Source organism: Streptomyces sp. NPDC017991, assembly GCF_044328075.1.
Lineage (GTDB): Bacteria > Actinomycetota > Actinomycetes > Streptomycetales > Streptomycetaceae > Streptomyces.
The window spans coordinates 230,636-256,293 of sequence record NZ_JBIRGP010000006.1; the positions used below are offsets into that span (position 1 = coordinate 230,636).

Annotated in this window: 25 protein-coding genes; 15 read left to right on the forward strand and 10 right to left on the reverse strand. The window is 71.4% G+C overall.

Translation table 11 applies throughout. The annotated features are described in order from the left end of the window. The first annotated feature begins 91 nt into the window (after positions 1 to 91). The 7 genes from ACH4DZ_RS19845 (at position 92) to ACH4DZ_RS19875 (ending at position 5,944) form a co-directional block, all read left to right on the forward strand. On the forward strand, positions 92 to 343 hold the full coding sequence (locus ACH4DZ_RS19845) for a hypothetical protein (protein WP_384815879.1): 252 nt from the start codon (positions 92 to 94) through the stop codon (positions 341 to 343). Between the two features lie 53 nt (positions 344 to 396). Then, positions 397 to 708 (forward strand): helix-turn-helix domain-containing protein, encoded by a 312-nt coding sequence (locus ACH4DZ_RS19850; RefSeq protein WP_199854727.1) that lies wholly within the window; start codon positions 397 to 399, stop codon positions 706 to 708. Between the two features lie 167 nt (positions 709 to 875). After that, positions 876 to 1,397, forward strand: coding sequence for a 2-oxo-4-hydroxy-4-carboxy-5-ureidoimidazoline decarboxylase (uraD, locus tag ACH4DZ_RS19855; protein WP_398288490.1), 522 nt, complete (start codon positions 876 to 878; stop codon positions 1,395 to 1,397). After that, a complete protein-coding gene (gene uraH, locus ACH4DZ_RS19860) occupies positions 1,394 to 1,822 on the forward strand; it encodes a hydroxyisourate hydrolase (protein WP_398288491.1) in 429 nt (142 codons plus the stop codon). The genes uraD and uraH overlap by 4 nt, the downstream gene beginning before the upstream one ends. A gap of 5 nt (positions 1,823 to 1,827) precedes the next feature. Continuing rightward, positions 1,828 to 2,790, forward strand: a complete 963-nt coding sequence (pucL, locus tag ACH4DZ_RS19865; RefSeq protein WP_398288492.1) for a factor-independent urate hydroxylase — start codon at positions 1,828 to 1,830, stop codon at positions 2,788 to 2,790. Positions 2,791 to 2,856: 66 nt separating this feature from the next. Further along, on the forward strand, positions 2,857 to 4,236 hold the full coding sequence (locus tag ACH4DZ_RS19870) for an 8-oxoguanine deaminase (protein ID WP_398288494.1): 1,380 nt from the start codon (positions 2,857 to 2,859) through the stop codon (positions 4,234 to 4,236). A 283-nt stretch (positions 4,237 to 4,519) separates the two neighbouring features. Continuing rightward, complete coding sequence (locus tag ACH4DZ_RS19875) at positions 4,520 to 5,944, forward strand: nucleobase:cation symporter-2 family protein (RefSeq protein WP_398288742.1); 1,425 nt, start codon at positions 4,520 to 4,522, stop codon at positions 5,942 to 5,944. 90 nt (positions 5,945 to 6,034) lie between these two features. On the opposite strand, the gene ACH4DZ_RS19880 is transcribed toward ACH4DZ_RS19875, so the two are convergent. Both ACH4DZ_RS19880 and ACH4DZ_RS19885 read right to left on the reverse strand, forming a co-directional pair. After that, complete coding sequence (locus tag ACH4DZ_RS19880; protein ID WP_398288495.1) at positions 6,035 to 6,850, reverse strand: chitosanase; 816 nt, start codon at positions 6,848 to 6,850, stop codon at positions 6,035 to 6,037. A gap of 105 nt (positions 6,851 to 6,955) precedes the next feature. Beyond that, the gene (locus ACH4DZ_RS19885; RefSeq protein ID WP_398288496.1) at positions 6,956 to 8,449 is read right to left on the reverse strand and encodes an MFS transporter; all 1,494 of its coding nucleotides are present in this window, start codon (positions 8,447 to 8,449) and stop codon (positions 6,956 to 6,958) included. Positions 8,450 to 8,563: 114 nt separating this feature from the next. Between ACH4DZ_RS19885 and ACH4DZ_RS19890 the strand changes: the two genes are divergently transcribed. Continuing rightward, entirely contained in the window at positions 8,564 to 8,953 is a 390-nt protein-coding gene (locus ACH4DZ_RS19890; protein ID WP_398288497.1) for a winged helix-turn-helix transcriptional regulator, read from the forward strand. A gap of 14 nt (positions 8,954 to 8,967) precedes the next feature. On the opposite strand, the gene ACH4DZ_RS19895 is transcribed toward ACH4DZ_RS19890, so the two are convergent. Next, the gene (locus ACH4DZ_RS19895; RefSeq protein WP_398288498.1) at positions 8,968 to 9,633 is read right to left on the reverse strand and encodes a hypothetical protein; all 666 of its coding nucleotides are present in this window, start codon (positions 9,631 to 9,633) and stop codon (positions 8,968 to 8,970) included. 183 nt (positions 9,634 to 9,816) lie between these two features. Then, positions 9,817 to 11,025 carry a pyridoxal phosphate-dependent aminotransferase gene (locus tag ACH4DZ_RS19900; protein WP_398288499.1) on the reverse strand — a complete coding sequence of 403 codons (1,209 nt, stop codon included), beginning with the start codon at positions 11,023 to 11,025 and terminating at the stop codon, positions 9,817 to 9,819. An 86-nt stretch (positions 11,026 to 11,111) separates the two neighbouring features. On the opposite strand from ACH4DZ_RS19900, the gene ACH4DZ_RS19905 reads away from it, so the two are divergent. Then, positions 11,112 to 11,744 carry a winged helix-turn-helix transcriptional regulator gene (locus tag ACH4DZ_RS19905; protein WP_398288500.1) on the forward strand — a complete coding sequence of 211 codons (633 nt, stop codon included), beginning with the start codon at positions 11,112 to 11,114 and terminating at the stop codon, positions 11,742 to 11,744. A 409-nt stretch (positions 11,745 to 12,153) separates the two neighbouring features. Here ACH4DZ_RS19905 and ACH4DZ_RS19910 read toward each other — a convergent pair whose 3' ends face one another. The 3 genes from ACH4DZ_RS19910 to ACH4DZ_RS19920 form a co-directional block, all read right to left on the reverse strand. Further along, positions 12,154 to 12,966 (reverse strand): hypothetical protein, encoded by an 813-nt coding sequence (locus ACH4DZ_RS19910; protein ID WP_398288501.1) that lies wholly within the window; start codon positions 12,964 to 12,966, stop codon positions 12,154 to 12,156. Further along, positions 12,966 to 14,243: a VWA domain-containing protein gene (locus ACH4DZ_RS19915; protein WP_398288503.1), complete on the reverse strand. Its 1,278-nt coding sequence runs from the start codon at positions 14,241 to 14,243 to the stop codon at positions 12,966 to 12,968. The genes ACH4DZ_RS19910 and ACH4DZ_RS19915 overlap by 1 nt, the downstream gene beginning before the upstream one ends. Before the next feature lie 67 nt (positions 14,244 to 14,310). Further along, positions 14,311 to 15,924, reverse strand: a complete 1,614-nt coding sequence (locus ACH4DZ_RS19920; protein ID WP_398288504.1) for an IucA/IucC family protein — start codon at positions 15,922 to 15,924, stop codon at positions 14,311 to 14,313. A 65-nt stretch (positions 15,925 to 15,989) separates the two neighbouring features. Here ACH4DZ_RS19920 and ACH4DZ_RS19925 point away from each other — a divergent pair, with 65 nt between their 5' ends. The 3 genes from ACH4DZ_RS19925 to ACH4DZ_RS19935 all read left to right on the forward strand — a co-directional run bounded on the left by ACH4DZ_RS19925 (position 15,990) and on the right by ACH4DZ_RS19935 (position 18,858). Beyond that, positions 15,990 to 17,567 (forward strand): IucA/IucC family protein, encoded by a 1,578-nt coding sequence (locus ACH4DZ_RS19925; protein WP_398288743.1) that lies wholly within the window; start codon positions 15,990 to 15,992, stop codon positions 17,565 to 17,567. Between the two features lie 35 nt (positions 17,568 to 17,602). Next, positions 17,603 to 18,517 carry a HipA family kinase gene (locus ACH4DZ_RS19930; RefSeq protein ID WP_398288505.1) on the forward strand — a complete coding sequence of 305 codons (915 nt, stop codon included), beginning with the start codon at positions 17,603 to 17,605 and terminating at the stop codon, positions 18,515 to 18,517. An 83-nt stretch (positions 18,518 to 18,600) separates the two neighbouring features. Beyond that, on the forward strand, positions 18,601 to 18,858 hold the full coding sequence (locus ACH4DZ_RS19935; RefSeq protein WP_398288744.1) for a SelT/SelW/SelH family protein: 258 nt from the start codon (positions 18,601 to 18,603) through the stop codon (positions 18,856 to 18,858). Between the two features lie 19 nt (positions 18,859 to 18,877). Here the strand turns inward: ACH4DZ_RS19935 and aceB are convergent, their stop codons facing one another. Both aceB and ACH4DZ_RS19945 read right to left on the reverse strand, forming a co-directional pair. Further along, positions 18,878 to 20,512, reverse strand: a complete 1,635-nt coding sequence (gene aceB / locus ACH4DZ_RS19940; RefSeq protein ID WP_398288506.1) for a malate synthase A — start codon at positions 20,510 to 20,512, stop codon at positions 18,878 to 18,880. Between the two features lie 186 nt (positions 20,513 to 20,698). Then, positions 20,699 to 21,301 (reverse strand): NTP transferase domain-containing protein, encoded by a 603-nt coding sequence (locus tag ACH4DZ_RS19945; RefSeq protein ID WP_398288507.1) that lies wholly within the window; start codon positions 21,299 to 21,301, stop codon positions 20,699 to 20,701. 194 nt (positions 21,302 to 21,495) lie between these two features. Between ACH4DZ_RS19945 and ACH4DZ_RS19950 the strand changes: the two genes are divergently transcribed. Next, positions 21,496 to 21,810, forward strand: a complete 315-nt coding sequence (locus ACH4DZ_RS19950; protein ID WP_398288509.1) for a DUF5955 family protein — start codon at positions 21,496 to 21,498, stop codon at positions 21,808 to 21,810. An 88-nt stretch (positions 21,811 to 21,898) separates the two neighbouring features. Here the strand turns inward: ACH4DZ_RS19950 and ACH4DZ_RS19955 are convergent, their stop codons facing one another. After that, positions 21,899 to 22,711: an IclR family transcriptional regulator gene (locus ACH4DZ_RS19955; protein ID WP_398288510.1), complete on the reverse strand. Its 813-nt coding sequence runs from the start codon at positions 22,709 to 22,711 to the stop codon at positions 21,899 to 21,901. A 276-nt stretch (positions 22,712 to 22,987) separates the two neighbouring features. Here ACH4DZ_RS19955 and allB point away from each other — a divergent pair, with 276 nt between their 5' ends. Both allB and alc read left to right on the forward strand, forming a co-directional pair. Then, a complete protein-coding gene (gene allB, locus ACH4DZ_RS19960; protein ID WP_398288511.1) occupies positions 22,988 to 24,352 on the forward strand; it encodes an allantoinase AllB in 1,365 nt (454 codons plus the stop codon). A 69-nt stretch (positions 24,353 to 24,421) separates the two neighbouring features. Further along, complete coding sequence (gene alc, locus ACH4DZ_RS19965; protein ID WP_398288513.1) at positions 24,422 to 25,549, forward strand: allantoicase; 1,128 nt, start codon at positions 24,422 to 24,424, stop codon at positions 25,547 to 25,549. The last annotated feature ends 109 nt before the right edge of the window (positions 25,550 to 25,658 follow it).

Here is a 25,658-nt window from a genome sequence, read left to right on the forward strand (position 1 = left end):
GAGGCGGATCCCGGGTGGGCTAGGGTCGCCTTCTGGTCGGCCGGGCCTGGGCCGTCGCAGACACGGACCGACGCGATGCCATGGGGGCACAGTGCGCTTGCGAGTGGAGTTCACCACCGAACCCTTCGACCTCGACGAGGCGCCGCCGCACGCGCTGGTCGCCCGCGAGGTCATCGAGGCGGCCGAACTGGACTCGGTCGACGTCGGCCCGTTCGGCAACACCGCCGAGGGCGGGGCGGATTCGGTGCTCACCGCGGTCGACGCGCTGTTGCGCAAGGCCCTGGACGCGGGCGCCACCCGGGTCTCGTTGCAGCTCAACGTGATCGGGGAGGAGGGCCGGTGACCCGGTCCGCGGACGGCCCCTTCGTGTCGGCCGTCAAGCCGCTGGTCGACGCCATGGGCGCCGAGATGCTCCCCGCCGACCAGGCCGGACCCGACGACGTGGTGCTCTCCTGGGAGGGCGTGGACGTCGTGGCCGTCCGCCTGCCGCAGCTCGCCGACTCGCTGGACCACATCCTGGCCGCCCTGGAGCGCAAGCGCGGCAAGCCCCTCGCGGAGCTGGACCGCAAGGCCAAGCAGGAGGTCGTACGGATACTTGAGGCGCGCGGGGCCTTCTCCGTACGGCACGGCGTGGAGACCGTGGCGGGAGCGCTGGGCGTCTCACGGTTCACCGTTTACAACTACCTCAACCGCGAGAAGGACGCCTGAGCTGGGAGAAGGGTGACTGAGCTGGGAGAAGGCGCCTGGGTCGGGATCGCGGCGGCCGGGCGGAGAGCGCCTTCGTTACCTGGATTTTTCAACAAAGTGTTGACGTGGTGTTTCCGAGGGCGTTAGCTGACCGCAGCCCGTCCAGCACAAGGCCACGGAGGCTTCCCGTGACTTCGAGTACGACGACACCCGGCGGCCTCGCCCGGTTCAACACCCTGGAGGAACCCGCGGCCCGCGCCGCCCTCCACGAGCTGTGCGCCTCGGCGACCTGGGCGCACAAACTGCTCACCGGCCGCCCGTACGCCACCGGGGACGACCTCTTCGCGCGGAGCGACGCCGCCACGGCCGACCTGACCGACGCCGACCTGGCGGAGGCGATGGCCGGCCACCCGCCGATCGGACGCCCCGAGCCGGGCGACCCGACCTCCTCCCGCGAACAGCGCGGAATGGCCGGCGCCTCCGACGCACTCAGGGCGGAGATGCTGGAACTGAACCTGGCGTACCAGGAGAGGTTCGGCCATGTCTTCCTGATCTGCGCGACCGGCCGCACCGGCGAACAGATGCGTGACGCGCTCAAGGAGCGCATCGGCAACACGCCCGCACAGGAGCGCGAGATCGTGCGCACCGAACTGGGCAGGATCAACCGCATCCGGCTCGCCCCACTCGTCGAAGAGGACGCACCCGCATGACCACCGAGACCACCGTCGCCGTCACTCCTGCCGCGTCCGTGTCCACGCACATCCTGGACACCAGCGTCGGCCGCCCCGCCGCGGGAGTCGCCGTCCTGCTCGCGGCCCGTGACGGCCGTGGCGCGGAGTGGCAGGCGCTCGGCGGCTCCGCGACCGACGCGGACGGCCGGTGCAAGGACCTGCCGGCCCTGCCGGAGGGCACCACACACGTACGGCTCGACTTCGCCGTCGAGGCGTACTTCGAGAAGAAGCCCGTGAAAGAACAGGCCGAGGCGCAGCAGGACGCCCCCGCGAACCGGGACAGCGGTGCCGCACAGGTGTTCTTCCCCGAGGTGGCGATCACGTTCGCCGTCAGCCCGGGGGAGCACTATCACGTACCGCTGCTGCTCAACCCGTTCGGCTACTCCGTTTACCGAGGGAGCTAGCAGACATGACCACCCATCCCCGTTCTGCCCGTCCGGCGGTCCTGGCCCAGAACCAGTACGGCAAGGCCGAGAACCGCGTCGTCAGGATCACCCGGGACGGCGCCACCCACCACATCAAGGACCTGAACGTCTCCGTCGCCCTCAGCGGTGACATGGAGGAGGTCCACTACTCGGGTTCCAACGCGAACGTCCTGCCGACGGACACCACCAAGAACACGGTGTACGCCTTCGCCAAGGAGCACGGCATCGAGTCCGCCGAGCAGTTCGGCATCCACCTCGCCCGGCACTTCGTGACCTCGCAGGAACCCATCAGGACCGCGCGGATCCGCGTGGAGGAGTACTCCTGGGAGCGGATAGGGACCTCGGAGACCGGGACCTCCGAGGCGGACCCGGCGTCCGCCGGCGCGGCAGAGGGCGGACACTCCTTCGCCCGCAAGGGTCAGGAGACACGCGTCACGCAGATCACGTACGACGGCTCCTCGTGGGAGGTCGTCTCCGGCCTCAAGGACCTGGTCGTACTGAACTCGACGAACTCCGAATTCTGGGGCTACGTCAAGGACAAGTACACGACGCTGAAAGAGGCGTACGACCGCATCCTCGCCACCGAGGTCTCCGCGCGCTGGCGGTTCAACTGGACCGACGACGAGCAGCCGATGCCCGACTGGGAGGAGTCCTACGCACAGGTGCGCGGGCACATGCTCCAGGCCTTCGCGCAGACCTACTCGCTCTCGCTGCAGCAGACCCTCTACCAGATGGGCGCGCGGATCATCGAGCACCGCGACGAGATCGACGAGGTCCGCTTCTCACTGCCGAACAAGCACCACTTCCTCGTCGACCTGGAGCCGTTCGGCCTCAAGAACGACAACGAGGTGTACTTCGCCGCCGACCGGCCGTACGGCCTGATCGAGGCGACGATCCTGCGGGACGGCTGCGAGGCGCTCATCCCGGTGGACCTCAGCAACCTCTGACACACCTGCCTCGGTGAGCAACTCCCCCTACCAGCAACCCTTTTCGGCACGGCAGAAGGACGAACCATGGCAGCAGACCGACGGATCGTCATCGAGAACTGTTCGATCGCGACCGTGGACGCCGACGACACCGAGTACACGTCGGGCCACCTGGTCCTGGCGGGCGACCGCATCGAGTCGCTGGGCGCGGGCAGGGCCCCCGAGGGGCTGGCGAACGTCGTACGCCGGATCGACGCGACCGGCCACCTCGTCACCCCGGGCCTGGTCAACACCCATCACCACTTCTACCAGTGGATCACCCGCGGCCTCGCCACGGACCACAACCTCTTCGACTGGCTCGTCGCCCTGTACCCGACCTGGGCGCGCATCGACGAGCGCATGACGTACGCGGCGGCCCAGGGCTCCCTCGGCATGATGGCCCGCGGCGGAGTCACCACCGCCATGGACCATCACTACGTGTTCCCCAAGGGCTCGGGCGACCTGTCCGGTTCGATCATCCGTGCCGCACGTGAGACGGGCGTCCGCTTCACCCTGGCCCGGGGCTCCATGGACCGCAGCGAGAAGGACGGCGGACTGCCGCCGGACTTCGCCGTCGAAACACTCGAAGGCGCCCTCGCCGCCACCGAGGCGACCGTCGACGAACACCACGACGCCTCCTTCGGTGCCATGACCCAGGTGGCGGTCGCGCCCTGCTCGCCCTTCTCCGTGTCCACCGAACTCATGCGACAGGGCGCCGAGTTGGCCCGCCGCAAGGGGGTACGGCTGCACACGCACGGATCGGAGACGGTCGAGGAGGAGCAGTTCTGCAAGGAGCTGTTCGGCATGGGCCCGACCGACTACTTCGAGTCGACCGGCTGGCTCGGCGAGGACGTGTGGATGGCCCACTGCGTCCACATGAACGACTCCGACATCGCCGCCTTCGCCCGTACGAGGACCGGGGTGGCCCACTGCCCGTCGTCCAACGCCCGTCTGGCGGCAGGGATCGCGCGGGTGCCCGACATGCTCGCGGCCGGCGTCCCCGTCGGCCTCGGCGTCGACGGCACGGCGTCCAACGAGTCCGGCGAACTGCACACCGAACTGCGCAACGCGCTGCTCGTCAACCGCCTCGGCGCCCACCGCGAAGCCGCCCTGAACGCCCGTCAGGCGCTGCGCCTCGGTACCTACGGCGGGGCCCAGGTCCTGGGCCGCGCAGCGGAGATCGGCTCCCTGGAACCGGGCAAGCTCGCCGACCTGGTGCTGTGGAAAATGGACACCTTGGCCCACGCGTCGATCGCCGACCCGGTCATCGCACTCGTCCTCGGCGCGGCGGCGCCGGTCACCGCCTCCTTCGTGGGCGGTGAGCAGATCGTCGAGAACGGCCGGCTGCTGCACGTCGACGAGGACGCGATCGCCCGCTCCACGCGGGACGAGGCCCAGCGCCTCGCGAGGATCGCCGCGCGGGCCTGACCTCGCCCCGCCCAAGACCTCCGGCCGAGGGGGACGGCCCTCGGCCGGTGGCCGTGGACCCGAACGGGGTCCGCGGTGACCGTCTCCGGGGCGCGCGCACGAACTGGCCGCGCCCCGGAACGGTCCACTTCCGTCACACCCTGCTGCACCCGTGCACCCCCGCATGCCCCCGCCACGCCCCCTCCGTGACGGACACCGTCCCGCCAGAAAAAAAGACCTCCCTGACACCCACGTCAACGCCGACGTGTACCCGACCGGAGGAGCCGCCGTGGCTGCCCAGCACATGCCCAGCAGTACGGACGTAAGCGCAACCGGCCCTGAAAAAAACCCGGTTGACCAGAAACTCCCCGCCCTGAAGATGGCGACCAGCGGTCTGCAGCACGTGGCCGCCATGTACGCGGGAGTGGTCGCCCCACCCCTGATCGTCGGCGCGGCCGTGGGCCTGACCGCGACCGAACTGACCTTCCTCACCGGCGCCTGTCTGTTCACCGCGGGACTCGCCACCTTCCTGCAGACCCTCGGCATCTGGAAGATCGGCGCCCGCCTGCCCTTCGTCAACGGCGTCACCTTCGCCGGAGTCGCCCCGATGATCGCGGTCGTCAACTCCACCGACGACAAGCGCGACGCCCTGCCGGTCATCTTCGGCGCCGTCATCGTGGCGGGTGTACTGGGCTTCCTCGCCGCCCCCTTCTTCAGCAAGGCGGTCCGCTTCTTCCCGCCCGTGGTCACCGGCACGGTCATCACCCTCATCGGCATATCCCTGATGCCGGTCGCCTTCGGCTGGGCCCAGGGACCCGACCCGGCGGCGCACGACTACGGCTCGACCACCAACCTGGGCCTGGCGGGCGCGACCCTTCTCATCGTCCTGCTGCTGCGCCGCTTCACCCGGGGCTTCGTCAAACAGATCGCCGTACTGCTCGGCCTGGTCGCCGGCACGCTCGTCGCGATCCCGTTCGGTGTCACCGACTTCGCGCCGGTGGCCGACGCGGCGGTCGTCGGCTTCCCCACGCCGTTCCACTTCGGAGCCCCGCAGTTCCAGCTCGCCGCGATCGTCTCGCTGTGCGTGGTGATGGTCGTCTCGATGACCGAATCGACCGCGGACATGCTGGCGCTGGGGGAGATCGTCGGACGGCCGGCCGATGAGAGGACCATCGCGGCGGGCCTGCGCGCCGACACCCTCGGCTCGGCGGTCAGCCCGCTCTTCAACGGCTTCATGTGCAGTGCCTTCGCCCAGAACATCGGCCTGGTCGCGATGACCCGGATCCGCAGCCGGTACGTGGTGGCCACGGGCGGTGGCTTCCTCGTCCTGATGGGCCTGTGCCCCATGGCCGCGTCGCTGATCGCCGTGGTGCCGCGTCCCGTGCTCGGCGGGGCGGGCGTGGTGCTGTTCGGCTCGGTGGCCGCGAGCGGCATCCAGACCCTCGTCAAGGCGGGCCTGGAGAAGGACAACAACGTGTTGATCGTGGCGGTCTCGCTGGCCGTCGGCATCATCCCGATCACCGCGCCGGAGTTCTACCACGCGTTCCCGGAGACGGCGAAGATCATCCTGGACTCGGGGATCTCGACCGGCTGCGTGGCGGCCGTGGCCCTGAACCTGGTCTTCAACCACCTGGGCGGGAGCCGTGAGTGCGACGAGGTGACGGCCCCGATGGAGCCCGGCCCGGGTGTGGGGCCGAGTCCGGGGCCGGAGCCGGTGGCCGCTCGCTGACGGGCGACGAGCGCACGGCCACCGGCCCGGTTCCTCGGTTCTTCGGGGCCGCGATGCCGCCGGGACCCCGCGGCGGCCACCGCCGCGGCCTCAGCCGATGTGGAAGCTGTCCCCGTAGACCTGCCAGTCCAGCGGCGGGTTCAGGTTCCGGTTCCTGACGAAGACCCGCTGGGCGGTGTCCACGCGGCTGGTGTCCGAGTGGGCCTCCTCCTGCTTCATCGCCCACACGCGGGCGTCGAGGAAGGCGTTGAGGTACGTCACCTCGTCGCCGCCCTGGGCCGGGGGCCTGGCGCGGCCCAGCGCCCGGTCGCGGATGCTGCCGAAGCTCGTGCTGTCGCCGCCGTTGCCGTGCATGACGATGGCGTCGTAGTACGTGAACTGGCCGAGCGTGCCGATGCCGTCCGCCGTGCCGCGCTGGACCGCCGGGTTGAAGTAGACGCGGTCCCGCTCGTCGTTCTGGGCCTGCTCGAAGACCTGGTCCTGGGCCGCCCGGCGCCAGGCGTCCGGGTAACCGGGGTCCAGGCCCTCGTGCGAGTCGGAGCCGTCGACGCGGCGCAGTGCGGGCAGGTAGCCGGCCAGCGGGTTGCCCGGCTCGCGCTGCGTGTACAGCTCGACGAGGTCGAGCATGTCGTGCGTGCCCGAGCAGAACCCGATGATGCCCGCGGTGTAGCCACGGCCGTCGCCGATGTCCTCGATGTACTGGTACTGCGCCTTCCAGTCCAGCGAGGAGTTCTCCGCGCTGGAGACCAGCTTCATGGCGATCTCCTTCTTCGCCGGGTCGTCGAGACCGGGGGCCGCGGCGCTCGCGGGAGTGCCGGCGATGGCTGGGCCTGCCACCAGGGATGCTCCGATCATCGCGAGGAGGGCGCGGCGTGAGGAGCGCAGGGGGGTGTGGGGGGTGTGCACGGGACCTCCGGTGGGGGTGGGAGTCACTCTTCCGTACTGTTAGGAAAGTTTCCTACCAGAGAATGAGAGTGACGTATACCCGTCAAGAGGTTCTTGGCCCCCGAGTCAGTGACGCGAAGAAGTCCGGGCCGGCCGCAAGACCGCCGCCGCGACCGCCAACCCCGCCCCCGCGACCCCCGTCGCAACAGTGAACGCCAATCGGTACCCGTCCGCGGTTGCCGCGGTGAACGGCTCCCCACTCTCCAGGAGCTGATCCGTGCGACTCGCCGCGAGGGTCGTGAGGACCGCGAGTCCCAGCGAACCCCCCACCACCTGTGTGGTGTTGAAGAGTCCGGACGCGAGCCCGGCGTCCTCCTCCGCCACCCCCGACATGGCGAGCCCCGTCACCGCGGGCATCGCGGCAGCGAACCCCGTCGCGAGCAACAGCATCGGAGGCAGCACGTCGACGACGTACGACCCGGAGACCGGTATCCGGCTCAGCAGGGCCATTCCGGCGACGATGAGCACGAGCCCGGCGAGCAGCACCCGGTACGGCCCGAAGCGGCCGATCGTCCGCGCCGACAGGCCCAGCATCAGCACCCCGATCAGCACGGGCGCGGGCAGGAACGCCATCCCCGTCCGCAACTCGCCGTACCCCAGCACCCGTTGGATGTAGAGCGCCCCGACGTACTGGAACCCGAACATCGTCGCGATCATCAGGATCTGCACACCGTTGGCCCCGGTGAGCAGCCGTGAGCGGAACAGCCTCAGCCGCAGCAGCGGACGCTCGGCCCGTGCCTGCCGCAGGGTGAAGGCCGCGAACAGGGCGAGCGAGACGGCCGCCAGGATCAGCGTGCCGCCGACCGGCCGCTCCCCGGTGCCGACGATCGCGTAGACAATGAGCATCAGCGCGCCCGTGACCAGCGCGGCCCCGGGATAGTCCGCGCCCCTGTCGAGCCCGGCGCCACGGTCGGGGGCAAGGACGCGCAGGGCGGCGATCCAGGCCGCGATCCCGATCGGCAGGTTGATCAGGAAGATCCAGTGCCAACTGAGCGCCTGGGTGAGCGCCCCGCCGAGGAACGTGCCCAGCGCGCCGCCCGCCGCCCCGACCGCGCTGAACACCGCGATGGCCCCGGCCTGTTCACGCGGTTCGGGAAAGAGCGCGATCAGCATCCCCAGTACGACCGCCGAGGTCATCGCCCCGCCGACACCTTGCAGCGCCCGCGCCGCGATCAGCATGCCCTGGCTGGTGGCGACCCCGCACAGCACGGACGCCACGGTGAACAGGGCGAGCCCCGAGGCGAACATCCGCCGGCGTCCGACCAGATCGCCGAGCCGCCCCACGAGCAGCAACAGACCGCCGAAGGGGATCAGATACGCGTTCACGATCCAGGCGAGCGCCGAGGGCGAGAAGCCGAGGTCGCTCTGGATCGCGGGCATCGCGACGGTCACGACGTTGCCGTCGAGGATCGTCATCAGCGCGCCCCCGCACAGCACGACGAGGGACGCCCGACGGGAGTACGTTCGCGAGTGCTGCGCAGGGTCTGCGGGTGCTGCGGGTCCTGCGGGGTCCGAGTCTTGGGGGAGCCCCTCCGCGGGAGCTCCGATCCGGGACGACATGGCCACGGCCTCCGTATGAGTGCGGGAACAAGTGCTGGACGTTCCATAGGTGCACGACTTGTAACGGAGGACATCGTGAGTGACCCTGAAGGCCGGTCGTAAGGAGGCACCTGGATGTCCCAGGGGAACACCCGTGTTACCTCGCAGGTCGTGAACGCGCACGCGTGTCCCGTGCGCGAGGTTCTTGACAGGGTCGCCGGAAAATGGAGCGTTCTGATCCTCGTGGCCGCCGCGCACGGGCCGATCCGTTTCACCGAGCTGGAGCGCAGCATCGAGGGCATCAGCCGCCGCATGCTCACGCTGACCCTGCGCCATCTGGAGCGCGACGGGCTCCTCACGCGCACCGTCCACCCGACGGTCCCGCCGAAGGTCGAGTACGAACTCACGCCGGTGGCCCATGAGTTGCACGCCTCGCTGCTGGGGCTGACCGACTGGGCGGAACGGCACCGCGTCACGATCGCCGAGTCACGCGCCGCGTACGACGCCCGCCACCAGCCGGAGTGACCCGGTCGAGGTCGTCACGACCGGCGGGGCGAGGCCAGCAGATAGCGTGCCCCCGTGCGTGGCTCCGAGTGTTCGCCGACCTGCCAGCCGGCCTTCTCCAGTGTCACCGCGCACTCCCTCAGCGCCGCCGCGTCCGGCTCGCGCACGGCGACGGCCTCCGGCTGAGGCGTCGCCCGCACCCGGTATCCCGATTCCCGGGCGCCGACGGCGGTACCGGGACCCGTCCCCGCCGGGCGGAGTCCCGCCGCCTCCAGCGCCAGGGCGGCGGCCTGCACCAGATGCGTACGCTCCCACGCGCACGGCCGGTCCATGACGCCGCCCGTGTTGGTCATCCGTCGCATCTCCAGCAGCCCCTGCCAGGCGCTGCGCACCTCCCGTGTGCGTGCGGGGCCGGCGTCGACGGCCTCCTCGCCGCCCACCCGCGCGGTGAACACGCCTGATGAGGCCGAGCGGGCGGGTGCGGAGATCCCGGCCGGTTCCGCCACCGCGGCGGCCGTCCCCTCGCGTATCCGGTGCCCGGCCGGCGTGAGGAAGTGGTCGTGCGGCGGGCGGGGGTGCCGGAAGGCGAGCCCTTGTCTCACCAGCGCCGCGAGCCGGCCCTCCGCACCCCTGAGGCGCCCGGTCACGGGATCGGCGGCGTCGATGACGCGCCGCTGAGCGGCGGTCGGCGGTCGGGTCACGGGGTGCTCCTTCCCCTGTGGTCACGGCGGTCACGGCTGTCACGACGGGGCCGCGGCCCTTCCCGGTCGACCGGACCGGCGGACCCCTTCGAAGACAAAGGCTACGACCCGGGTCTGACATCCCCGACGACATGACCTCCCCCCCCCGACATCCCGCCGAGGTCACCGCCGACGTCACCGCGTCTACTGCCGATAGCCGCTCAGGAATCGGCCGATCCTGCTGATCGCCGCGTCGAGGTCGTCGGCGTACGGGAGGGTGAGGATGCGGAAGTGGTCGGGGCGCGGCCAGTTGAAACCGGTGCCCTGGACCACCTGGATCTTCTCGCGCAGCAGCAGGTCGAGCACGAACTTCTCGTCGTCGTGGATCTTGTGGACCGAGGGGTCGAGACGCGCGAACGCGTACAGCGCGCCCTTCGGTTTCACGCAGGAGACGCCCGGGATCTCGTTCAGCTTCTCCCACGCGATGTCACGCTGCTCGCGCAACCGGCCGCCGGGCGCGGTGAGTTCGTGGATGGACTGCCGGCCGCCGAGCGCGGCCTGGATGGCATACTGCGCGGGGGCGTTGGCGCACAGCCGCATGGAGGCCAGCATGGTGAGGCCCTCCAGATAGCTCTTCGCGTGCTGGCGCGGCCCGGTCACGACCAGCCAGCCGGACCGGAAGCCCGCCACACGGTACGTCTTCGACAGGCCGCAGAAGGTGAGGACCACCAGGTCGGGGGCGAGCGCGGCGGCCGTGTGGTGCACGGCGTCGTCGTACAGGATCTGGTCGTAGATCTCGTCCGCGAAGACCATCAGGCCGTGCCGGCGCGCCAGGTCGAGGATGCCCTCGATGATCTCCTTGGGGTAGACCGCGCCGGTCGGGTTGTTCGGGTTGATGATGACGACGGCCTTCGTGCGGTCCGTGATCTTCGACGCCATGTCGTCCAGGTCCGGATACCAGTCGGCCTGTTCGTCACACAGGTAGTGCACGGCCTTGCCGCCCGCGAGGGTCGTCACCGCCGTCCAGAGCGGGAAGTCCGGGGCGGGGATGAGGACTTCGTCGCCGTTCTCCAGGAGGGCCTGGACGGCCATCGAGACGAGTTCGGAGACGCCGTTGCCCAGGAAGACGTCGTCCACGCCGACTTCGAGACCCCGCTCCTGGTAGCGCTGCGCCACGGCGCGGCGGGCCGAGAGGATGCCGCGCGAGTCCGTGTAGCCGTGGGCCTGCGGGAGCATCCGGATCATGTCCTGGAGAATCTCCGCCGGGGCCTCGAAGCCGAAGGCCGCGGGGTTGCCCGTGTTGAGGCGCAGCACGCTGTGGCCTGCCTCCTCCAGGGCGTTCGCGTGCTCGATGACCGGGCCCCGGATCTCGTAACAGACCTCGCTGAGCTTGCTCGACTGCCGGAACTCCATGCGGTGCGCACCTCCAGGTTGTGGTGTTGCTTGGTTTTACCAAGTTCTCGCTTGGAAAGTCCAACAAGTTGTCTAGACTGCGTCGCATGTCACCTCGCCGAAGCTACGACCAGTACTGTTCCGCTGCCCGCGCGCTCGACGCCGTCGGTGACCGCTGGACCCTCCTGATCGTCCGCGAGCTGCTGGCCGGTCCGCGCCGCTACACCGACCTGCACGCCGACCTGCCCGGCGTGAGCACGGATGTGCTCGCCTCCCGGCTCAAGGACATGGAGCGGGACGGTCTGACGACGCGTCGGCGGATGCCGCCGCCGGGAGCGGTGTATGTGTACGAACTCACTGGCCGCGGGCGGCAGTTGCTGTCCGTGCTGCAGGCGCTCGGGGAGTGGGGGGCGCCCCTGCTTGCGGAACGGCGGCCCACGGACGCGGTGCGTGCGCACTGGTTCGCGCTGCCGTTGTTGCGGGCGTTGGAGGGGTTCGGTGAGGGGGTCGTGCAAGTTCGGCTGGACGAGGGCGAGTTCCATGTCCACGTCGGCGCCGGGGACGCGCCGGTGTACGGGGAGGGGCCCTCGCCCGAGGTGCCCGACGCCCGGCTCTCCCTCGACACGGAGACGTGCGCGTTGCTGGGGCGGGGTGACCTGACGCTCCTGGACGCGGTACGCACCCACCGGGTGGCGGTGTCGGGAGAGGGCCCGCTGGCGAAGGCCCTGCGCGAGCCCTGACCGCCGGGCCCCGGCGGACCCCGGGCCCGTGTTCGCCTGCGGACCCGCTGTGGCTGGCCGCGCAGTTCCCCGCGCCCCTCAAGACGGCCCTGCCGGGCCCCCTCGGGGGCACGAAAAGCACGACGCAAGGGCGCGCCCCGGAAGGGGCGCGGGGAACTGCGCGACGGGCCACGACGCACCCGCACCGGACGACGCACGGGCGCGCCCGTCAGGGGCGCGAGGAACTGCGCGATCAGCCACGGCGCACCCGCACTCGACGACGCACGGGCGCGCCTTTCAGGGGCGCGAGGAACTGCGCGACCAGCCACGACGCACCCGCAGGCGAAGACGTACGGGTGCGCCCGTCAGGGGCGCGGGGAACTGCGCGACCGGCCACAGCGCACCCGCACTCGACGACGCATCCGAAAAGCTACGGCCGGGGCCGCCCCGCTCCGCGCGTCAGCGCGTATCCTCCGATCCCCGCGAGTGCGGCAAGCACACCCCCGATGCCCGTCCAGACCCACCGGTCGGACCACCACCCGGAGGACCACCCGTCATCCGGCTCGATGCTGGACAGCACGGCCGCGGGCGAGTCGGACTCCTCGTCACCGTCACCGTCACCGGCGTCGGCCGCCACCGCGACCCCCGGAACCAACGGCTCGGACAACGAGCCGTCAACCGCCGCCGCCCCGCCGATCTCCTTGGAGTCGACCCGCACCTCGGTAGTCACCGGCAGCCCGAGATCGGCCGCCGTCAGACCGACCGTGGTCAGCCGGATGTAGTACGTACCCGGCAGCGGATCATCGGCCCACGGCTCGGACCAGGCCCGCACCGTACGCAACGTGCAGGACAGCTCCACCGAGCCCACGTCCTGCGCGGCAGTCCGCGTCTGCGCCCCGTACTGGCACGCCTGACGGCGCCGCAGCCCGTCGTACACATCGATCTGCCAGGTCGCGGAGGCGTGCGAGTCCGGCAGCTTCACCTTCGCCCGCACGGTCGGCCGCTGCCCCGCGTCGGCGGGGAACGACCAGTACAGATAGTCGCCCGTGGACGCGCCGGCGGTCGCCCGCTGTCCCTGGTCGACCTCGGCCGCCGTACGGAAGGACGTACCCGCCGAGGTGGGCGCGCCGGAGTCGTCCGACGGGCTCGCGGAGGGGGAGGAGTCGGCCGCGGCCGGAACCGCCGCGACCCCTAGCAGCAGCAGCCCCGCACTCGCCGCTCTCAACATCAGTCTCGTACGCATCAGTTGGTCCTCCAGACCGCGACCCGCCAACGCGAGACCCAACCCCACAGCACACCCGCGAGGAAGCCGGTGAGCACCAGTGCGCCGAGCAGCCACCAGCCGCGGCCGAGGCCGAAGGAGGCCACGTCGCTCGACGCGTCGGGCCCGTCCACGACGTCGATGGTCAGTTCGAGCGGCAGACCGGGGGTGGTCTTCACCCCGGAGGCCGCCGAGAAGGAGTTGGCGACCTGGAGACACACGACCTCCGTCGCGGACCCGGAGTCGTCGTCGGAGTCGTCGCTCTCGGCCTTGGGATAGCGCAGACCGGCCGACATGACGTCGGTCCGCCCGGTGCCGGTCGTCTCGCCGCGCACGATCTCACGGCCGTTCGTGGTGACCGCCCGCAGCGACACCCCGTAGTCCCGGTCGACCTGGCGGTCGGCCGCGACGCTCACCGAGGCGCGCAGTTCGGAGCCGGCCGGGAGGTCCACGCGGTACCAGCGGTGCTGCCCGAACTCCTCGCGGTCGGTGTACAGCCCCGACTTGACCGCGGGTGCCTTCGCGCACGCGTCGGCGCCTTCGACGGCGACCGGCGTCACCACCGGGTCAGCCGCACGGTCCACCAACTGGTTGACCTTGTCGGTGAGTTCGTCGGTGTGCTCGACCGAGGTGTACGTACCACCGGTCGCCTCCGCGATGCAGCTCAGCTGCTGCCGCAGCTTGGTGTTCGGCACCAGACCCAGCGTGTCGATGGTGAGGCCGATCCCCTTGGCGGCGATCTCGCGTGCCACCTCGCACGGGTCCAGCGGGGCGCAGGTGTCCTCGCCGTCGCTGATGAGGACGATACGGCGGGAGCCCTCGCCGCCTTCGAGGTCGTCGGCGGCCTTGAGGAGCGCGGGGCCGATCGGGGTCCAGCCGGTGGGCGACAGGGTCGCGACCGCCGTCTTCGCCTCGGTACGGTCCAACGGCCCCACGGGGTAGAGCTGTTCGGTGTCCTTGCAGCCTGTCTTGCGGTCGTCGCCGCGGTAGTTGGCGCCCAGTGTCCGTATGCCCAGCTGGACCTCTTCGGGGGTCGCGTCGAGCACCTCGTTGAAGGCCTGCTTCGCTGCCGCCATCCGGGTCTGGCCGTCGATGTCCCGCGCCCGCATGGAACCGCTGACGTCGAGAAGCAGGTTCACCTTGGGCGCGGCGGTCCCCGAGGGCTCGTCGGCGACGGCGTCGGGCGGGAGCGCGATCCCGGCCGCCAGGGCGGCGAGCAGGGCGCAGGCGCCCGCCGCCAGCCGTTGTCTTGTGATCATCGACGGATCCTATTGATCAAAGGCACCGCGCTTCAAAACGAGTGACCGCCGTCGGGCCGTCACGCCGTCAGGCCGACCTGTCGTCCGGGTCGGCGAAGGGGCTGGGCAGACGGGCCCAGATGTCGCCGGGCCGCTCCGGCGACAGCCTCATCAGCGTCAACGCCTTCGCGGGCAGCGCCTCTTCGAGCAGCGCCGCGAGATCCGGTGTGCGCGGCAGCTCCCGTACCGCCGTGGACAGTGCCTCGCGCAGCGCCGGTGTCGAACCCGCCGTCGCCGCCAGTGTGCCCGCGACGAGTGAGCCGAAGAGTTTGCTGCGCAGGACGGACTCGTCGTCCGTGACGATACGGCCCGTCAGTTCGGGGACCGGGATGCCGTGGCGGGCCAGCCGGGCCGGGCTGATCCGGATGTCCGCCAGATCGCGGTAGACGAGCCGCACCGGGTCACCGGCGGGGGAGAGCACCACGAGGAGGTTCTGGCCGTGCGCCTCCAGGGCGACGCCGAGGTCGAGCAGCCGCAGTCCCACGGTGAGCGCGAGCCGGCTGAACTGCGCCAGCCAGCGGGGGGACTGGGGCAGGACGCTCGCGGCGAGGGCGGCGAGCGGCACGACCCGCTCGCCCGTGCCCGCGTACAGCTCGGGGGACTCCCGTGAAACGGCCGCCAGATCAGCGGAGTCGGCGGTGACCGCGCCCAGGGTCCGGGTGATGTGCAGCAGCCCGTCCAGACGTCCGGCCATCGACTCCATGAACGCCGACACCGTCGCCGCCGACGTGATCGAGTACACCGAGATGTCCCGTACGGAGGAGGTCAGCCGGGCGCTGAGCGCGGTCTTGACGTGCGGCCCGCCCGGCACGGCCAGGGTGCGCAGCGACATCAGGGGATGCGCGGCCATCCCGTCCCCGACGGGCTTCTCGCCCTTCAGCACATGCCGGGCCTGCCATGGATGCACGGGGATCAGCAGCCGCCCCGCCTCCCGGTACGGCCACACGCCCGTCGACCGGCAGTCGTCCTCCCGTACGGCGACCAGGCCCAGCCGGACCACCGGCCGGTGCTCGGGGGCGTACGCCAACTGCTCGGCCACCGAGAACCCGGGCCGCGAACGGCAGTTGGGATGGAAGGGATGCCCGTCGACGACCCGCTGCTCCCACTCCCAGAGCGTTCTGGGCGTCCCCGCCGAACCGCCCGCCGAACCGCCCGACGGACCGGTCGACGCGACCTGGTTGGCGCGCGACAAGGCCAACGAGGCGACACTGTCGGCGAGTTCGACCGCGAAGGGTCGGCCGTGCGGGAGCCCGAGCGCCGCCATCAGCGCGGCCGGATGGTCGTACGCGGTCCCGTCCAGTTCGACCTCCGTGACGGTCGGGGCCGTCGCGTACGCGTCCGGGCGCGGCCCGTGCAGGCGGCGGCCGTCGGCCGTCCGGAGCGTCAGAGCGTCGTACCCGGCCTCGCGGCGCGTGACCCACGGCAGCGGCTCAAGGGCGAGCCCGCGCCACAGCCGGGTCAGTACGGCCGAGCGGGCGCCGGGGAGTTCGGCCGCGTACGGGGAGAGCAGGTCGGGGCGTACCGTGCGCAGCTCGGCGGCGAGAGCGGTCTCGGTCCCGGCCGGGGTGCGGGGAGGATGCACAGGGGCTCCTAGGGTGAGGGGACGCCGTCCGGCCGGGTACGACGCCGGACATCCGGACATACTCAGCGCAAGTGCACCGTATGCAACGAACGGATCGCGTGGATCACATGCCCCCCGTGCCCCCCATGCAGCCCATGTCCCCCAGCCCCTCGCCGGCTTCCAGGTCCTCCGCGCAGGGCACCGACGGCGTCGCGGAAGCGGCCGACGCGATCGCGTCGGCGCCCCTGCTCAACTGCCTGCTGCGAGAGATCGGCGAGCCCGAACCCGAGCCCGAGCCGGGCCCGGAGCGGGCGCCCGACGCCCGGCGGGTGTACCGGCTGCCCGCCGGGGAGCGGCTCCTGCGTGTGCGCGACGGGCGCCGGCCCCGCGACCCGGAGCTGTTCGCCGACGGCACCTGGCAGCGGCTCGGCCACGCCGAACTGGTCAAGCTCGCCGCCGAGGAACTGCGTCTGCACACCGGCCTGTCCAACTCCGAACTGCCCGCCGAGATGACCGACAGCCGGGACGCGGTGGCGGCGATCCTGGCGGCCAGGGAGGGCGTGACCCAGCCCGCCGACCCGTACCGGCGCTCCGAGCAGTCCCTCATCACCGGGCATCCCCACCACCCCGCCCCCAAGGCGCGCGGCGGCGGCCCGGCCACCACCTGGCTCCCGTACGCCCCCGAGGCGTACGCCGACTTCCCGCTCACGCTGCTGGGCCTGCGCGAGGACGCCTGTGCGGAGGACGGCGACACGAGCGCCCTGGACGCCCTCGGCGAGGCCCCCGACGGCTACCGGCTCCTCCCCGCCCACCCCTGGCAGCTCGACCTCGTCGGCGGCAGCCCGGAGATCCGCGAGGCGTTCGCCGACGGCCGCCTCGTACACCTCGGGTCCACGCCGTGGTCCGCCTGGCCCACGGCGGCCATCCGCACCCTGTACGTGCCGGACGCCGACCTCTTCGTGAAGTTCAGCCTCGATGTCCGCATCACCAACGACATCCGCCGCCTGTGGCGGCACGACCTCCTGGCCCTGCGGCGTACGGACGCCGCTGTCACGGAAGCCTGCCGCACCCTCCCCGGCGGCGCGGCCTGGCTGAGCGACCGGGGCTACCGCACGGCGGACTTCGCCTTCGAGGAACTGGCCGTTCTCGTGCGTGACGGTCTGGGCGGGCATGTGACCCCCGGTTCGAATCCGCTGCTGGCGGCCGCGCTGACGGAGGGCACGGGCAGCCCGTGCAACCCTCTGGACACCCTCGCCGATCCGGCTGCGTGGTGGACCGCGTATCTGCGCCAAGTCGTGCCGCCGGCGCTGGAGTTGTTCGCCCGGCACGGGGTCGTACTCGAAGCGCATCTGCAGAACACGGTGGTGGCCGTGGACGGCGAAGGCACGCCGGTGCAGGCGCTGTTCCGGGACGCCGAGGGTGTGAAACTGCTGGCGGACGTGGCGCGGGCGGCGGGGTGGGAGCGGCTGGTGTACTGCCTGGTCGTGAACAACCTGCTGGAGGTCGCGGACGCCCTGCGCGAGCGGTATCCGCGGCTGGACCCGTGGGAGCCCGCGCGCCGGGAGCTCGCGCGGTACGCCCCGGAGCTGCCCGAGCTGGCGGACCTCCTGCGGTCCCCGACCCTGCCCGGCAAGACGAACCTGCTGCTGCGCTGGACCGGGGCGGACGGCGCCGCCGCACGCTACCGGCCGGTCCCGAACCCCCTGCGCGCGCCGGACGCCTGATCCTCACCGCGGGCGGCTGAATTAGAGTGGCGGGTGTGCTGCGCCAAGTGACCGCCGACCGATACGTGACCCCGCTGCGGGCGGGCGGCTCCGTGCCCGGCGTCGTCGAGGCCGACGACCTGGGGACGTACGTCGTGAAGTTCACCGGCTCGGCGCAGGGCCTGAAGGCGCTGGTCGCCGAGGTGATCGTGGGCGAACTGGCGCGCGCTCTGGGGCTGCGGTTCCCCGAGCTGGTGCTGGTGCACTTCGATCCGGCTGTCGCCGCGCACGAACCGCACCAGGAGGTCCAGGACCTGCTGCGGGCCAGTGCCGGGCTCAACCTCGGCATGGACTATCTGTCGGGCGCGGAGGACTTCACGCCCGAGGTCGCGCAGGCGTTCGACGTCGACCCCCTGGAGGCGGGCCGGATCGTCTGGCTGGACGCCCTCACGGTGAACGTGGACCGCACGAGGCACAGCTCGAACCTGATGATCTGGCCCACGCTCGGCGTCGCGCCCCCGAAGCTGTGGCTGATCGACCATGGGGCCGCGCTGGTCTTCCACCACCGCTGGGACGCGTCGTCCCCGGAGAAGGCGTACGACTTCCGGCAGCACGCGCTCGGCGGCCACACCCCCGACACCCGCGCGGCGGACGCCGAACTCGCGCCCCGGGTGACGGAGGAACTGCTGCGCGCGATCACGGCCGAGGTGCCCGACGCCTGGCTCGCCGACGAGCCGGGTTTCGCGACGCCCGACGAGGTCCGCGAGGCCTACGTCGGCTATCTCCTCGCCCGGGTCGCGGCCTCCGCGGCCTGGCTTCCCACGGACTTCCCCACCCGGGAGCAGCTCGCGGACGAGGACGCCCGCCGGGCCGCGAAGACCCAGCAGGGCCGGCCGAACTGGCTCAAGCGGGTCCCCGACCTGCACGGCGAACCGACGGCGCAACAGGATTGGTCGGTACACCTCGGATGACCACGGACAACACACGGCCCGCGACCCCGGCCCCCGCGACCCCGGCCGCCACGACCCCGACTCCGGCCGGGCAGTCGCACCGCGTGCAGATCGAGTACTGCACCCAGTGCCGCTGGCTGCCCCGCGCCTCCTGGCTCGCCCAGGAACTCCTCACCACCTTCGAGCAGGAGCTGACCGAGCTGGCGCTCAAGCCCGGCACCGGTGGCGTCTTCGTCGTACGCGTCGACGACGAGGTGGTCTGGGACCGCCGCGAGCAGGGTTTCCCCGAGCCGACGGCCGTGAAGCGCCTGGTACGCGACCGAGTGGCCCCGGAGAGATCCCTGGGCCACTCGGAGAGGTAGTGCCTGTGCCGGCCGGCGCTCAGCCGGTCAGCTGCTCGTACGCGGGCAGCGTCAGGAAGTCCGCGTAGTCCTCGTCGAGCGCGACCGTCAGCAGCAGGTCGTGGGCCTGCTGCCAGCGCCCGGCCGCGAAGGCCTCCTCGCCGATCTCGGCGCGGATGTCCGCCAGCTCCCGCGCCGCGATCTCGCGGGCCAGTTCGGGCGTCGCCTTCACGGACTGCCCGGCGTGCTCGAACTCCACCCCCGCGTTGATCCACTGCCAGATCTGCGAGCGCGAGATCTCCGCCGTGGCCGCGTCCTCCATCAGGTTGAAGATGGCGACGGCACCGAGCCCGCGCAGCCAGGCCTCGATGTACCGGATGCCGACCTGAACGGCGTTGACCAGCCCGTCGTACGTGGGACTGGCGTCGAGCGAGTCGACGGCGATCAGGTCGGCGGCCTTCACGTCGACCTCCTCGCGCAGCCGGTCCTTCTGGTTCGGCCGGTCGCCGAGCACGGCGTCGAAGGACGCCATCGCGATCGGCACGAGGTCCGGGTGGGCCACCCACGACCCGTCGAAGCCGTCGCCCGCCTCGCGGTCCTTGTCGGCCTTGACCTTCTCGAAGGCGACCTTGTTGACCTCCTCGTCGCGCCGCGAGGGGATAAACGCGGCCATGCCGCCGATCGCGTGAGCCCCGCGCTTGTGGCAGGTGCGGACGAGCAGTTCAGTGTACGCGCGCATGAACGGGGCCGTCATCGTCACCGCGTTGCGGTCCGGCAGGACGAACTTCCGTCCGCCGTCACGGAAGTTCTTGACGATGGAGAAGAGGTAGTCCCAGCGGCCCGCGTTCAACCCCGAGGCATGGTCGCGCAGTTCGTAGAGGATCTCCTCCATCTCGTACGCCGCCGTGATCGTCTCGATCAGGACGGTCGCGCGGACGGTGCCCTGCGGGATGCCCACGTGGTCCTGCGCGAAGACGAACACCTCGTTCCAGAGGCGGGCCTCCAGGTACGACTCCGTCTTCGGGAGGTAGAAGTACGGGCCCTTGCCGAGGTCGATGAGCCGCTGCGCGTTGTGGAAGAAGTACAGGCCGAAGTCGACGAGCGCGCCCGGGACCGGGGTGCCGTCGGCGTCGACGAGATGGCGCTCGTCCAGGTGCCAGCCGCGCGGGCGCGTCACGACCGTCGCCAGCTTCTCGGGTGCCCCGAGCGCGTACGACTTGCCGGTGCGCTCGTCCGTGAAGTCGATCGAACGGGTGTAGGCGTCGATCAGGTTGACCTGGCCCAGGATCACGTTCTCCCAGGTCGGCGCGGAGGCGTCCTCGAAGTCCGCGAGCCACACCCTGGCGCCCGAGTTCAGCGCGTTGATGGTCATCTTGCGGTCGGTGGGACCGGTGATCTCCACCCGGCGGTCGTTCAGGGCCTCGGGCGACGGAGCCACCCGCCAGGAGTCGTCCGCGCGGACGGCGGCCGTCTCCGGGAGGAAGTCGAGCGTGGAGGTACGGGCGATCTCGGCGCGGCGCTCACCGCGGCGGGCGAGGAGCTCGTCACGCCTGGGGGTGAACCGCCGGTGCAACTCGGCGACGAAGGCGAGGGCCTCGTCGGTCAGGACCTCCTCCTGCCGGGGCAGGGGCTCGGCGTCGACGATGGCCAGCGGGGACGGCGCTGGTGCGGACATGAGCTGTCACTTCCTTCAGCGAACGTGGCACCGGGTGCCAGTCGACCGGTTACGGCGGTGAACGCCCGTCGAGGGGCCGGGCGCTTCTGATCAGTGGATACTAGTTTCCTCATGGTGGAAGTTCAATGTTTTGTTGACGTCGAGACTCTCCGGATCGAGACAAGGCGGCGCTCAGTGCCACCTCGCTCACTGTAGGTACCGGGCGAGGTCCGCCACCGTGTCGATGTCGTAGGGCCGCGCCACGTCCGCGCACTCGACGAGAGTGATCGCGTCCGCGTGCGTCCTCAGATAGGCGCGTGCCCCCTGGTCGCCGGTCGCAGTCGCGGCGATGCCCGCCCAGTGGTCGGCGCCGAGCAGGACGGGGTGGCCGCGCTTCCCCCCGTACGAGGCCGAGGCGAGCGTCGCGGGTGAGCGGTGGGCGGCCAGCAGCCGGGCCGTGGCCTCCGGTCCGATGCCCGGCTGGTCGACCAGCGACACCAGGGCGGCCCGGGCCCCCGTGCCCCGCAGGGACTCCAGCCCGGCCCGCAGGGAGGACCCCATGCCCTCCTCCCAGTCCGGGTTGTCCACCAGCACGCATCCGGGGAGGTCGGCCCGCTCCCGTACGGCGTCGGCCTCCGCCCCCAGCACCACATGGACGCGGGTGCAGCCGGCCTCGCGCAGCACCCCGGCCGCGTACTCCACCAGCGGGCGTCCGCGGTGTTCGAGCAGCGCCTTGGGCCGTCCGCCGAGGCGTCGGCCGCCGCCCGCGGCGAGCAGCAGTCCGGCCACCTGGCCGTCGTTGTCCGTCATTCCTCCTGCATACCTGACCCGCGGGCGGGATCGGGATGTCCGGGGTCTGAATTTCGGTCCGTGCGGTGGCGTCCACCGCACCGGGTGGCGTTTACTTGCCCGCGTCCCCGGCGCCCGACCGGCGCCTCGGGGCGATCGGGCGGGAGAGACGGGGCCGTGCGCCGGAAGGCGGGCGGCGGGCCAGGGGGAGAGCTGTGTTGCGGAGCTCGGGACAGAGGTCGGTGACCGGCAGGGACGAGGATCCGAGAGTGGCGGAGTTACGGACCGCTGTGTCCAGGCTGCGCCGCGAACTCGCCGCGCTCCCGGCCGAGTTCCCCGATCGCGGCATCGCGGAGGACGAACTCGCCGCGCTCGCCGCGATGGCCGTCGGCGGGATCCCGGAGATCCCGTGCCTGCGTCGCTCGCTCCTGCTGGTCGCCGGTTCCATCGGCTCGGTCAGCGCGCTGGCCACCGGGCTCGCCGCGGTACGCAGCGCGGTCGAACTCTTCGGAGAGCCGCCGCGCCGGTAATTCCCGCGCGGGGCAGGCTGGTTGGGCCTCGCGTGGTGGGCGGGGGCCGGGTCGTGGAGCGGGGACCGTGTGGTCGGGCGGGGGCCGCTCAGGCCGCCGGGCCCGAGCTGGCCAGTGCCTCCGAGAGTTCCACCGCGACCTGCTGCAGTACGGGCACGATCCGCTCGGTGGCCGTCTCCGTGACGCGGCCGGCCGGCCCGGAGATCGAAATCGCCGCGGCGGTGGGGGAGTTGGGCACGGAGACCGCGAGACAGCGGACCCCGATCTCCTGCTCGTTGTCGTCCACCGCGTAACCGGCGCGGCGCACCTCTTCGAGCGCGCCGAGGAAGCCGTCCGGTGTAGTGATGGTCTTGTCCGTCGCGGCGGGCATGCCCGTACGGGACAGCAGGGCGCGTACCTCGTCGGCCGGGACGTGGGCCAGCAGGGCCTTGCCGACGCCGGTGGAGTGCGGCAGCACCCGGCGGCCCACCTCGGTGAACATCCGCATGGAGTGCTTCGACGGCACCTGTGCCACGTACACGATCTCGTCGCCGTCGAGCAGGGCCATGTTCGCCGTCTCGCCGGTCTCCTCGACCAGGCGGGCCAGATAGGGGCGGGCCCAGGTGCCGAGCAGCCGGGACGCCGACTCGCCGAGACGGATCAGGCGGGGGCCGAGCGCGTAGCGCCGATTGGTCTGCTGACGTACATAACCGCAGACCACGAGCGTGCGCATGAGGCGGTGGATGGTGGGCAGCGGCAGCCCGCTGCTCGCGGAGAGCTCGCTCAGTCCGACCTCGCCGCCCGCGTCCGCCATCCGCTCCAGCAGGTCGAAGGCGCGCTCTAGGGACTGGACGCCACCGCCGGCGGCGGCCGGCTTGGTGGCGACCTCGGCGGAGGCGTCGCTGGCGCTGGACGTCGGCACGGGCGCGGTCCTTTCAGACGGGCAGGCAGGTGGGAAGCCTACCCGGCAGTTGGTTGACTGCGGGGCTGCCCGTGGCTAGATTCTGCTGCACGGAAGTATATTTCCGTATGGCGGAAACGTCTAGAGGGCGTCGCGTGTAGCCGCAGTCGTGGGGCGAGGGTCGAGGCCGACCCTTGACGGCATCGGGTACGGAGTGAAGACTCCTTCAACAGAACGTTGAATTCCGTTACGTGGAAGTTAACGGCGGCGGGAGACGCCGGGAAGGAGACGTCCGGCATGAAAGGGGTCCCGGTGTCCGAGGACGGCTTGGTCGAACTGGTTCTGCGCTCGACGCGCGTCATCACTCCCGAAGGGACGCGCGCGGCCTCGGTCGCTGTCTCCTCGGGAAGGATCACGGCCGTGCTCGCGCACGACGCCGAGGTGCCCGCCGGGGCCCGGCTGGAGGACTTCGGTGACGACGTCCTGCTGCCCGGGCTCGTCGACACCCACGTCCACGTCAACGATCCCGGCCGCACGGAGTGGGAGGGCTTCTGGACCGCCACGCGTGCCGCCGCGGCGGGCGGCATCACGACCCTGGTCGACATGCCCCTCAACTCCCTGCCGCCCACCACGACGGTCGACCACCTCCGTACCAAGCGGGACGTGGCCCGTGCCAAGGCGCACATCGACATCGGGTTCTGGGGCGGCGCCCTGCCCGACAACGTGAAGGACCTGCGGCCGCTGCACGACGCGGGCGTCTTCGGCTTCAAGGCGTTCCTGTCGCCCTCCGGGGTGGACGAGTTCCCCGAGCTGGACCAGGACCGACTCGCCCAGTCCCTCGCGGAGATCGCAGGCTTCGGCGGACTGCTGATCGTCCACGCCGAGGACCCGCACCACCTGGCGGCGGCCCCGCAGCGGAGCGGCCGCAGGTACGCCGACTTCCTGGCCTCGCGACCGCGCGACGCGGAGGACACCGCCATCGCGAACGTCATCGCCCAGGCCGGGCGCCTCGACGCCCGCGTCCACGTACTGCACCTGTCGTCCAGCGACGCGCTCCCGCTGATCGCCGCCGCCAAACGCGAGGGCGTACGGGTCACGGCGGAGACCTGTCCGCACTATCTGACGCTCACCGCCGAGGAAGTCCCGGACGGGGCAAGCGAGTTCAAGTGCTGCCCGCCCATCCGCGAGGCCGCGAACCAGGACCTCCTGTGGCAGGCGCTGGCCGACGGGACGATCGACTGCGTGGTCACCGACCACTCGCCGTCGACGGCCGACCTGAAGACCGACGACTTCGCGACCGCGTGGGGCGGCATCTCCGGGCTCCAGCTCAGCCTGTCGGCCGTCTGGACGGAGGCCCGCACACGCGGGCACGGCCTGGAGGACGTGGTCCGCTGGATGTCTTCGAGCACGGCGGAACTTGTCGGCCTCGACGACCGCAAGGGCGCCATCGAGGCGGGCCGCGACGCCGACTTCGCGGTCCTCGCGCCCGACGAGACGTTCACCGTCGATCCGGCGGCGCTCCAGCACCGTAACCGTGTCACCGCGTACGCGGGCCGGACCCTGTACGGCGTGGTCCGCTCCACCTGGCTGCGCGGCCGACGCGTGATGTCCGAGGGCGAGTTCACCGGCCCGGCCGGTCAACTCCTGTCCCGCCGGAGGTAATCACACACCGACGCCCACGAACCGCCCCGCACCGAGCGGCGGCCGACCCCGGAAGGAAGACCTGATCACGTGACCGAGCAGCAGCCCTCTTCGGCTCGTTTCACCGGCGACGCGAACCCCTATGGAGGCGGTGACCCGTACGCGGACCACCGCACCGCCGACTTCCCCTTCACCCGGTACGCCAACCTCGCGGACCGGCAGCTCGGCGCCGCGGTCGTGGCCGCCAACGACGAGTTCTTCGCCCACCGCGAGAACCTGCTGCTGCCCGAGCCGGCCGAGTTCGACCCCGAGCGCTTCGGGCACAAGGGCAAGGTCATGGACGGCTGGGAGACCCGCCGCCGACGCGGTGCCTCCGCCGACCACCCGTGGCCCACCGCCGACGACCACGACTGGGCGCTCGTACGCCTCGGCGCCCCCGGAGTCGTACACGGGATCGTCGTCGACACCGCCCACTTCCGCGGCAACTACCCGCAGGCCGTCTCCGTCGAAGGGACCTCGGTACCCGGCTCCCCGTCCCCCGAGGACCTCCTCGCGGACGACGTCAAGTGGACAACCCTCGTACCCCGTACGGAGGTCGGCGGCCACGCTGCCAACGGGTTCGCCGTCGGGGTGGAGCAGCGCATCACCCACCTCCGCGTCAAGCAGCACCCGGACGGCGGCATCGCGCGCCTCCGCGTATACGGCGAGGTCGTCCCGGATCCGCGATGGCTGTCCGTCCTCGGCACCTTCGACGTGGTCGCCCTGGAGAACGGCGGCCACGTCGAGGACGCCTCCAACCGCTTCTACTCGTCCCCCACCAACACCATCCAGCCGGGTCGTTCCCACAAGATGGACGACGGCTGGGAGACGCGGCGGCGGCGCGACCGGGGCAACGACTGGATCCGCTACCAGCTCGTCGCACGGTCCGAGATCCGCGCGATCGAGATCGACACGGCGTATCTGAAGGGCAACTCGGCGGGCTGGGCATCGGTCTCCGTCCGCGACGGCTCGGACGGCGACTGGCGGGAGGCCCTGCCCCGGACCCGCCTCCAGCCCGACACGAACCACCGTTTCGTCCTCGCCGCCCCGGTCGTCGGCACGCACGCGCGCGTGGACATCTATCCGGACGGCGGGATATCGCGCCTGCGGCTGTTCGGGGCGCTGACGGAGGAGGGGGCGGCGGCTTTGACGGCCCGACACCGGGAGCTGGGCGGGTAGGCGGCAGTCCCTCGGGGGCGGCCCCCGAACCCGCGGCCCGCAGGCGGCGGACGGGCTGGTGGCGCCGTTCCCCTTCAGCCCGTCCGGCGTTTGAGGACGAGCGCGTCAG